Annotated in this window: 9 protein-coding genes; 3 read left to right on the top strand and 6 right to left on the bottom strand. The window is 66.6% G+C overall.

From position 1 onward, the window contains the following. Nucleotides 1-8: 8 nt before the first annotated feature. A complete protein-coding gene (locus ACIBAF_RS23500) occupies nucleotides 9-1,064 on the bottom strand; it encodes a hypothetical protein (RefSeq protein ID WP_399465394.1) in 1,056 nt (351 codons plus the stop codon). Nucleotides 1,065-1,730: 666 nt separating this feature from the next. Here ACIBAF_RS23500 and ACIBAF_RS23495 point away from each other — a divergent pair. Both ACIBAF_RS23495 and serS read left to right on the top strand, forming a co-directional pair. Further along, nucleotides 1,731-2,237: an ATP-binding protein gene (locus tag ACIBAF_RS23495; RefSeq protein ID WP_399465393.1), complete on the top strand. Its 507-nt coding sequence runs from the start codon at nucleotides 1,731-1,733 to the stop codon at nucleotides 2,235-2,237. Between the two features lie 549 nt (nucleotides 2,238-2,786). Further along, complete coding sequence (gene serS / locus ACIBAF_RS23490) at nucleotides 2,787-4,073, top strand: serine--tRNA ligase (protein WP_399465392.1); 1,287 nt, start codon at nucleotides 2,787-2,789, stop codon at nucleotides 4,071-4,073. A gap of 44 nt (nucleotides 4,074-4,117) precedes the next feature. Here the strand turns inward: serS and ACIBAF_RS23485 are convergent, their stop codons facing one another. From ACIBAF_RS23485 to ACIBAF_RS23465, 5 genes are all read right to left on the bottom strand, one after another. After that, nucleotides 4,118-5,101: a phosphotransferase family protein gene (locus tag ACIBAF_RS23485; RefSeq protein WP_399465391.1), complete on the bottom strand. Its 984-nt coding sequence runs from the start codon at nucleotides 5,099-5,101 to the stop codon at nucleotides 4,118-4,120. Between the two features lie 204 nt (nucleotides 5,102-5,305). Continuing rightward, nucleotides 5,306-5,860 carry an AAA family ATPase gene (locus ACIBAF_RS23480; protein WP_399465389.1) on the bottom strand — a complete coding sequence of 185 codons (555 nt, stop codon included), beginning with the start codon at nucleotides 5,858-5,860 and terminating at the stop codon, nucleotides 5,306-5,308. 90 nt (nucleotides 5,861-5,950) lie between these two features. After that, a complete protein-coding gene (locus tag ACIBAF_RS23475) occupies nucleotides 5,951-6,466 on the bottom strand; it encodes a helix-turn-helix domain-containing protein (protein ID WP_399465459.1) in 516 nt (171 codons plus the stop codon). A 203-nt stretch (nucleotides 6,467-6,669) separates the two neighbouring features. Beyond that, nucleotides 6,670-7,224: a flavoprotein gene (locus ACIBAF_RS23470; protein WP_399465457.1), complete on the bottom strand. Its 555-nt coding sequence runs from the start codon at nucleotides 7,222-7,224 to the stop codon at nucleotides 6,670-6,672. Between the two features lie 5 nt (nucleotides 7,225-7,229). Then, complete coding sequence (locus tag ACIBAF_RS23465) at nucleotides 7,230-8,462, bottom strand: helix-turn-helix domain-containing protein (RefSeq protein WP_399465388.1); 1,233 nt, start codon at nucleotides 8,460-8,462, stop codon at nucleotides 7,230-7,232. Between ACIBAF_RS23465 and ACIBAF_RS23460 the strand changes: the two genes are divergently transcribed. Beyond that, a complete protein-coding gene (locus tag ACIBAF_RS23460) occupies nucleotides 8,361-8,813 on the top strand; it encodes a hypothetical protein (protein ID WP_399465463.1) in 453 nt (150 codons plus the stop codon). The two genes, ACIBAF_RS23465 and ACIBAF_RS23460, sit on opposite strands and share 102 nt — an antisense overlap. Nucleotides 8,814-8,992 lie beyond the last annotated feature (179 nt).

The raw sequence follows: 8,992 nt of genomic DNA, 5'->3' as shown, positions 1-8,992 counted from the left end.
TGCCCCGATCAGGCGCTCGACAGAGAACTCGCCTCGTACCGCAGCTGGTAGGCGCGCACTCCACTGCCGTTCATCCGGTAAATCGTGATCGCCGACAAGAACTGCTCCTTGACCTCCAGGGTGCGCCGCCGCTCCTTCTCTGCGATACCGCTGATCCACCGCTCCACATGCTCCGGGAGCTTGAACGCCAGCTCGTACGCCCCCTCGGCGGCCACCGGCGAAACGGTCCACTCCGCCGCCGCTCCGTGTCCCCGCCGCCTGATCCGCACCGCATGGTCCGGCATCGACTCCGCGTAGGCCAGGAATCCTTTGTGGTCATCAGCCGCAAGAGGAAGGATGAACGGAGCCGACGGGAACCCGAGCAGGAGTTCCGCACCGTTGTGCTGCTGGAGCACCGCGACGAACTGCGCGATCGCCGCTTCGGCAGCCTGCTTGAACTTGCCCTCGCCCAGAGACGCCGAAGGCAGCAGGTTCACCGGAGCCGTCTCCAACGCCTTCCGCAGCTCCGTCCGCACCCACGACAGCGGGAAGGGCTCGCCGTCGGGCCAGTACTGCTTCTGTGCCTGAAACAGGGACCATGCTGTGCTCCCGATGATCCCGATCAACCACGAGAAGGACGCCCCGGAGAGGTCGACGAGCGAAATCTGATGCGCCAGTGCGTACTTCTGCGCTTCCGACGTGAAGCCGTTCGCGGAGAACAGTGCGTACGAATACTGATAGCGCTGCCTCGGCCTCGTGCCGGCGTGCGTCATGAAATTCTCGTTCACGTCGTGCAGCACGCCATGGCCGTTGCGAACAATCTCCAGTCCGCAAGGCGTCTGGTAGAACTTGGCCTCAAGGAAGAGGCGGACCGGCATGGAGAACGCCGGAGTGAAGGCGAACTCTCCCAGCACATCAACCTGGTGGAGAGCTCCCCTCCCACGTACCCGCAGCGTATCGCCGGTCGACACCAGCTCCACCGGATCCTGATCTTCATGAACCAGCAGGCGGTACCCGCTGAAGCGCAGCAGCCAGGCCAACGACTCCTCCAGCAGATAGCCCCGCAGCGCGGAATCCTTGGCCACTCCCCGCCCCTCCTTGTGAACTGCCGTGTCGCACCACCTCGATCTTCTCACCCGTCCACGTGGTTGGTCTGCCGGTCAAATCTTCTCTACCGGGAGTCCCACACACCTCGCTGCCCGCCCACCCATACGTAGAGCCATCGCCTCACCTGGAGGTGGGCGTGGCGCTGACTGCCCTGAAGAACATCGGCCCGTCTCCGCCACGGAGCACAGCGGCGAAGCCGCTGGAGAACCCACTTCCGACACTCGCCCGGCGCCCGCTACGCCGCCCAGGCGTCGAAAGCCATGCCGACGGATGCCCCGCAGGAGGTCGATGCTCGCGTCCGGGACGCCTCACATGACAGGCGGGCCACCCGACGCCATCGACGTCGGGCGGCCCGCCTGTCATACGGGAGCAGACTCAGGCGATCGACGAGTGGGCGAAGCTTTCGGCACTGGGCCCTGAGTGCATGGCTGGCTCAGCCTCGAATGACATTGCGGCCGTGATATCACCCTAGCGATAGAGCGCCAGGCCGCCTGTGGTCCATGGTGGTCGTCCGCCATCTGCTGGGCTGCTGACGGTTTCGTCGGGTCACTTGTGGACGCGCCCGGTGAAGTCGGCGAGCGATCCATTCACTTGTGGGAGATCGCGCTGACGCCATAGCTCCCGCCCTGCGAGAGGTCACAGCCATGCCCCGCCCGTTCGCAGATTCGCCCTACGCGTTCACTGTCCCGCCATCGGTCGAGGCGGTGCCAGCCGCACGAGACCGCGTTATCCACCGTGCGCAGCGACTCGGGCTGGTCCTGGATGAGGAGCTGACCAACGACTTGCGGTTGCTCACCGGAGAAGTAGTCGCGAACTCGGTCACGCACACGCAGGCCGCGTGCGTGGTGTCCGTGCAGTGGACCGGAGAGCGGCTGCGCGTGGAAGTCACCGACACTGACCCCACCTTGGTGCGTCCGTCCCAAGCTGAGGCGATGGACGAAAGCGGGCGGGGTCTCTTCCTCGTTGACGCATTGGCAACCGAGTGGGGCTCACAGCCTTGTACAGCGGGGAAGAAAACATGGTTCGAATTGGCAGTCCCCTCTTCCTCAGAGGGCACCGTAGCCGTGACCGCCTCCCATGCTGATGCCGCTGCAGAGGAGCCCGTGCCAATTATCTGTGCACCTGCGCAAATCGAGCATCAAGCGGCCTGAGCTACTCGCGCCCGGCCGCCATCGCCCCTTGCGGACCGCTGTTGGCACGCCTGCGGCCTAACGAGCGGGCACGTCTCGTCGCCTTTCGGGGTTTCCAGGCCAGCGCCGCCATCCCCATCACTGAACGGGTCCCACCTTGATCAGGTCTGCTTCCAGCCCTGCTCGTGCCTCTCACTCAAGGTGCACCTGCTTAGCCGGCCAACCGTGTGGGACGTCTTCGGCGATATTTGGTATCGCTGCGAGAGCTCTCGTCCTAACCTCTTCACCAACGCGATGACGGAGACAAGTAGCCCGGGTCCACGCGAGCTGAGAGAGCTGTCGGTAGCTGGGAAGGCAGCCTCGCGCCCTGCGGCGAATCCCCTCCCGAGTGCGGGGAGGAACGGCCTCAGCGGAGGCCCAATGTCCCGCCGGATGACCCCCGTAACAGGGTCGTGAACGAGGCCACCACTTTGTGGTGGCGAAGGCGCGGTGGCACCGCGAGTCGCCCCTTCTCGCCCGCGCTCCCAAGGGATCACGTCCTAACGACTGATCGAACGGAGCACCGGCACGATGATCGATGTCACCCTGATCCGCGACAATCCGGCCCACGTCCAGCAGGCACTGGCCAAGCGGGACGTCCACGTCGACCTCGATGGGTTTCTGCAGCTGGACGACGACTACCGGCATACGCGAGCCGAGGTAGAGCGCCTTCGCGGGGAGCGGAAGAGGATCTCGGGCGAGATCGCGAAGCTGCAGCGGGCCGGCGAGGACGCGGCAGACCTGCACCCGGAGGCGACGGCCGTCGGCGACAATCTGACCGCCGCCGAGACGAAGCTGGCCGAACTGGAACAAGCGCGTCGAGCCTTCCTTGATCCGTTGCCGAACCTGCCCGACGCGGAGGTGCCGGCCGGAGGCAAGGAGAACAACGAGGTCGTCCGCGAAGTCGGCCAGCGCCCGGAGTTTGGCTTCGCGCTGAAGGATCACGTGCATCTCGCTCGGCACCTCGGCCTGGTCGACTACGAACGAGGAACGAAGCTCGGAGGCAGCGGCTTCTGGCTCTACCGGGGAAACGGCGCGCTCCTCGAGTGGGCGCTATTGAACTACTTCGTCGAGGCCCACGTGCGGGATGGCTACGAGTTCGTGCTGCCGCCGCACGTGCTGACCTTCGCAGCCGGGTACACGGCGGGCCAGTTCCCGAAGTTCGCCGACGAGGTCTTCGCCTTGGAGGAGGGCGAGCAAGGCCCGGCACGGTTCCTGCTGCCGACCGCGGAGACGGCGCTGGTCAACCTGCACCGGGACGAGACGCTGCCCGAGATGGAGTTGCCGAAGCGGTACGTCGCGTACACGCCGTGCTACCGCAAGGAGGCCGGCGGCTACCGCACGGCCGAGCGGGGAACCCTGCGCGGGCACCAGTTCAACAAGGTCGAGCTGTTCCAGTTCACCCACCCCGACGCCTCGGATACCGCGCACGAGGAACTCCTCGGCAAAGCCGAGGAGTTGGTGAAGGAACTGGGCCTGCACTACAGGATCACGCGCCTGGCGGCTGGGGACACCAGCGCAGCAATGGCCAGGACGTACGACGTCGAAGTGTGGCTGCCGAGCATCGAGGCGTACGTCGAGGTCAGCTCGGTGTCGAATGCCCGCGACTACCAGGCGAGGCGCGGCAACATCCGCTACCGGCCCCGGCAGGGCAAGTCGGCGTTCGTCCACACGCTGAATGCCTCCGGTCTGGCCACGAGCAGGCTTGTGCCCGCGCTGCTGGAGCAGCACCAGCGGGCCGACGGCACGGTCGAAGTACCCGAGGTGCTGCGCGAGTGGATGCCGAGCGGCGTCCTGGCCGCACGGTCGTCGGCCTGATGCTGAGCGGGCTGTCTGTCGAGCATGAATGGGGGCGACGCCGGTCAGAACGTCCAACCACGCCGGTCGGCCAGCCACCGTAGGGTGACCTCCCCGCACCACGTCTGATGCTGACGAATGTGCGGGGACCACTCTGCTGGGGGCTGTCCGCCGGAGGTCAGGAAGAAACCGGAGAGCGCGGCCAGCGCCGCATCGAGTTGCTCGGCGACGACTCCCCGAGAGGTGGGGTGCTGGGCGAACAGGCAGGTGGCATCGTGGCCGTCAGCGTAGGCGTTGGCCAGGAGGAGGACCAGATCGAACCAACTGGCCCCCAGGCAAGGCCAGTTCCAGTCGCAGATCCACGCGACGCCGTCTGCGTCGATCAGCACGTTGTCCTGCCGCAGGTCGTGGTGAAGGACGGCATTTCCTGCGACGGCCTCCCGCCATCCGCTCTCCAGGCCGGCCAGCACGTCCAGGAGGTCGAGTGGCATCCAGGAGGGGAGGACGCTCGTGGGTGTGGCGCCACGGGCGAGGTTGCGCCAGTCGGCGAAGTCACCGTCTTCGCCGACGGGCTTGATGCCGGCGTGCTGGAGTCCTGCGGGTGGGGTGGAGAGTGCCTCTGCAATGATCGTGTAGGCGTCTAGGGTGGCCGAGAGCTCGTCGGGTTTCCACGGCGTGGCGGGCAAACGGCCGCCGTTGACAGCTTCGAAGCCGAGGACGACCCATCCGTCCTGCTCCTCAATCCACTTCAGGCGTGGCGCCGGAATCGGTGCGGGGAGCGCCTGGTTGATCAACGCTTCCCGGCGATAGCAGTCGGCCACCACCGCGTTGTCCGTGCTGCGGACCGCTTTGATGAACTGAGGTCCGGACGTCCCACGGAGCACTGCGGCGAAGCCGCTGGTGAATCCGCTCCCGGTGCTGGGCCCGGCCTGTACCTCACCCCCGAGACGGTGTGCGATGAGTCGACGAACGTCCTGCGGGAGGTCCTGCCAGTGTGGGCGTACCGCCGTGGAGTCGTACCGGAGGCGGGGGGTGACGATCTTGGGCATGCCGTCAGGATGAGGGAACCGCACTCTCCGGCGCCACGCAGTTGTCGCGTGGACGAGTGCCGGTCCACGCGCTCACTGAGCCGCGTAGGGGCTGTGTCGAGACGAGGAGCGTCCTGGTCGCTGCGGCCACCGCCTGATCCTCTGTCCCTCACCCTGATGATCACCGGTGGCCGCACCCATGCCCGAACCGGCCGGCTGCCACGATCACGAACTGCGGACGGGATGAGGCATGGCCCAACCGGTGGCGGCCACCACCTCCCGCGCGATGTCCACGACAGGTCGTCCATCCGTCACCACCCGCACGGTATCTGCGGCGGCCCGCTGGTCCAGGAGCCGCCCCTTGCGCCCGCTCCCTTCCAGCTCCTTTTCCAGCTCCGAGCCGAGTTCCCGCCCCACCAGCCGCTCGCGGGCGGTGGCATCGGAGGCGGTGAGCAGGACTCGTATGATCCGCACCCCGGCCCCTATGGCACGCTCGAACATGCCAGCCGCCTCGGGCAGCACACTCACAGTGTTCGTGTAGATCAGACGCCGGTAGCCGCGCTGGGCGAAGTTCGCCCACACGGCAGTCAGATTGCTCTCGGTGATCTCCGCCCGGTGCGGGTCCCCTGCTGGTGCTGGATGCACCTGCCCCATGAAGTCCCCCTCGATGACCGCGTGAGGGACCGCCGCGGCGCGCATTTGCGCCGAAACCTCCCACCCCACCGTCGTCTTGCCGACGCCGGCTCGACCGCCGATGAGCAGTACTTCAGCTTGATCCATGAGGGTAGCGTGCCAGCGCGCGACCGCGGCACGCGATGCGATTACTCGCCACCGCAGTCTGATGAGAAGATCACGAGCTGAAGTGGAGCATCAGGAGAGTGTCCGCAGAGGCGGGCCTGGAGTGGCAGCTACGGGGCGGAGCATCGGCCCCGTGATGTCGACGGGTGCGTTCAAGCCGTCCAGGAGCACGATGATCCGGTCGATGTTGGTGAGGCGTCGCTGCCCAGATTCCAGCATCGACAAAAAAGCCTGGCTCAGCCCCGTGAGGAGGGCCATGTCCTCCTGGCGGAGGTGGCCGTACTCTCGCACGAGTTGGCACAGCCTGCCGAAGTCCTTGTGTAACAGGGCGTCTCTGACGTCCTGGCGAGCCCATACCTGAGGTGGAACGGAGCGCGCAGGCTCTACGGCTGTCCCACTGCGAGCGCAGCCGGAACAGATGTCTTCCCTGTTGTACCGACTCAGGCGGCATCGGCAGAGGCTGCAGAGCCGGGTGCGGCTGGTTGGCGTGGGGGTGCTTCTCGTGGCGCTCACGGCGATGCGCTCCGTGCCCGACGACGTTGGGGCGGCATCAGACGAGCGTCGAGATGAGTAGTCATTGCCACCCATCGCATCCGTACGTGCCTTCGGGCAACTCTTGGATGCGTCGCCCCAGGTCGTTGTGCCAGGGAGCGCCGCGCTCAATCCCTGATCGGGCATCCGGTCCCTCCGTTAGCCGATGATGCCCTCAGACTGGCGCCGGTCAGGACGAAGGACCCGGACAGACTGTCCGGGTCCAATTCTTCTTGTTTCCAAGCTTTAATGATGGAACGTCAGGAGACTGCCTTGCTGGCCTCGTCTAGTACGGCTTCCCACGGGTACCGGCGCCCCGGCATCCCAGCCCGCGGCTCCGCGAGCGGCCATACCTCGTCTCCGTAGATCAACCGCACACCTGAATCGTGAAGGGCTTGGATGTGCCCTTCCCATGCGGGGTGGCGAGCGTGCGCGGCGTTCACCCGGGGCCAGACGACTACCGGGAGGTCCAGTGTTCCGATGGCTTCGTTGACCTGTGTCAACGCCTGGTTGTCTGAGATCCCCAGGGCGAGCTTGGCGACGGTGTTGGCACTTGCCGGGGCCACGACGTAGCAGTCCACGGGCGGATGCGGCCGGGAGTCACCCGGCAGGCGTGATTCGGACCGCACGGGAAGGCCGGTCAGCCCCTCGAGCTGCGCCGTCTCCCCGCTCGCGCGGAGCCACTGACCTGCGGTCGGTGTGAGCGTGACCGCAACCGTCCAGCCCCGTTCGAGCGCCGGGACCACGAGCCCTGTACGCAGTTCCTCAATCCCGCCGGCGCTCGATCCGACGACGCCCAGTACCTTGCCCTGCATCGAGCTCACTGCACCGCCCTGCATCGTTGGGCCATGGCCAGCAGCTCGGACGAGTGGCTGCCGCCCGTGACCGGGGACTGCTTCCTCAGGTCGCGAAGGGTCTCGCGTACCCGTGGATTGTTCCGCACGAGCTGGGGCGAGGTGCGTTCGGCCTCCCGCAGTTCCCCGAAGGACTCGTCGACGCGACCTCTGAGGCAGAGGCCGCGGGCGTAGTCGATGCGATGAGACACGGCGCGTTCCGCCGGCATGTGGGAGACGTCGATGCCGCCATGCTCGACGACGTACGGGATGTTCTCCAGGTCAAGCTCGATCGACAGGCGGTGCAGCTCGACGTTCGTCGGACCGAAGCACGTGTGCCAGTGGTTCTCGTCGGAACCGAGACGGTCGGCGAGCCGCTTCGCCTTCTCCAACAGGGAGTTGGCGGTGTGCCGATCCTGGTGCCGTGCAGCGGCCACTGCAGCCCGCAGATGAATCATGCCAAGCAGGCTGAAGGCGGCCGGGTCGTCGTCGCGAACCCGACTGGCGAGCCAGGCCGCGGCGGTATCGCCCAGTTCGAGGGCGTCCTCGTATCGCCCGTTGGCCAGCAGTGCGTGCGTACCCGAGCGGGCGGCGGAGACGAGCGACAGCGGGTCCTCGGACTCGTCGGCGGCCCGCATGGCGCGTTCGGCCGCGAGCCACGACAAGTCGGACTCGCCGACCTTGGCGAGGGTGGTTGCCGCCAGGTGATGCGTGCGGGCCGAGACGGCGAGGCCGCGTCGCCGCTGATCGCCCGGCGGAAGGTCTTCCAGCTCCTGGGCAGTCCGCAGCAGACCGGGCAGGGCGGCGATGACGTCGCCCAGAACGCCGGCCTGGTAGTCGCCCCAGCTGCGCTCGACGAAGACCTGCGCCTGCCCCGGCCTCGGCAACTGCCGCTCCGCCGTGGGACCGAACATCTGCTTGGAGAGCCGTCGAGGGCTCATCAGCGCATCGCGGACCGCCGGCACGTCGTCCATGTGCCTTTCCTCGTCCTCCAAGAGGACGGGCTGCCCCATCAAGTCGCCGAGCGGGACACGCAATACGCGAGCGAGCTCAGCGAGCTTGTCGATTCTCGGCGGCTTTCGTACTCCTCGCTCGATCTTCGACAGCCAGTCGGTGCTATGCCCGACGAGGCCGGCGAGGACGGGCTGCGTGTAGCCCCGGCGCTCGCGGTAGAACGCGATCCGCTCTCCTACGCTGAGGTGATCACCAAGACCACGCATGCGCGCTGCCTCCCCAACTTTGGTCCGTCATTCACGGTAGCGGCCGAGCAGGCCGCGAGATCAGGCAGCGAATCGGGCTGCGGTGCCATGTTCAACATCCGCTCTCGGGCCTGGAACAGGCCGGACACTTTGTCCGGTTACACCCACGAGTCCAGGAGGTGCCAGAGCTTTGTACGTCCGCCATCCCTGCCAACGCTCGATGCCTTGGGAGGATCACTTGCGTGGTGGCGCAACGCGATGGAAGTCTCCGAGCCGCCGGATCATGAAGAAGGCTCCAGCGAACTCGTTGCGCACTCCACCGCACAGCAGTGCCTTGTCCTCAGTCAGAAGGCATCGCAATATCTTCGGTAGAGCTGAATCCGAGATCGACAGGCAGGAGCGCCCGGTGCTGCACCGTGCAGCTTGGATCTGGTCAGGCCGGGCTCCTGTCGCGGGCCGAGTGTGGCTGCCGCTATCGGGGAAGGACCACGAGCGCCGCACGGCTCCGGGACGGAAAGACCAGAGACCACTACCCACTTCGCCACCGAAGC

Origin of the sequence: Streptomyces sp. NPDC051677, from assembly GCF_044453465.1 — a bacterium.
GTDB lineage: Bacteria > Actinomycetota > Actinomycetes > Streptomycetales > Streptomycetaceae > Streptomyces.
Note: the sequence above shows the minus strand (reverse complement) of the source record. Positions and strands in the feature narration are given on the sequence as shown.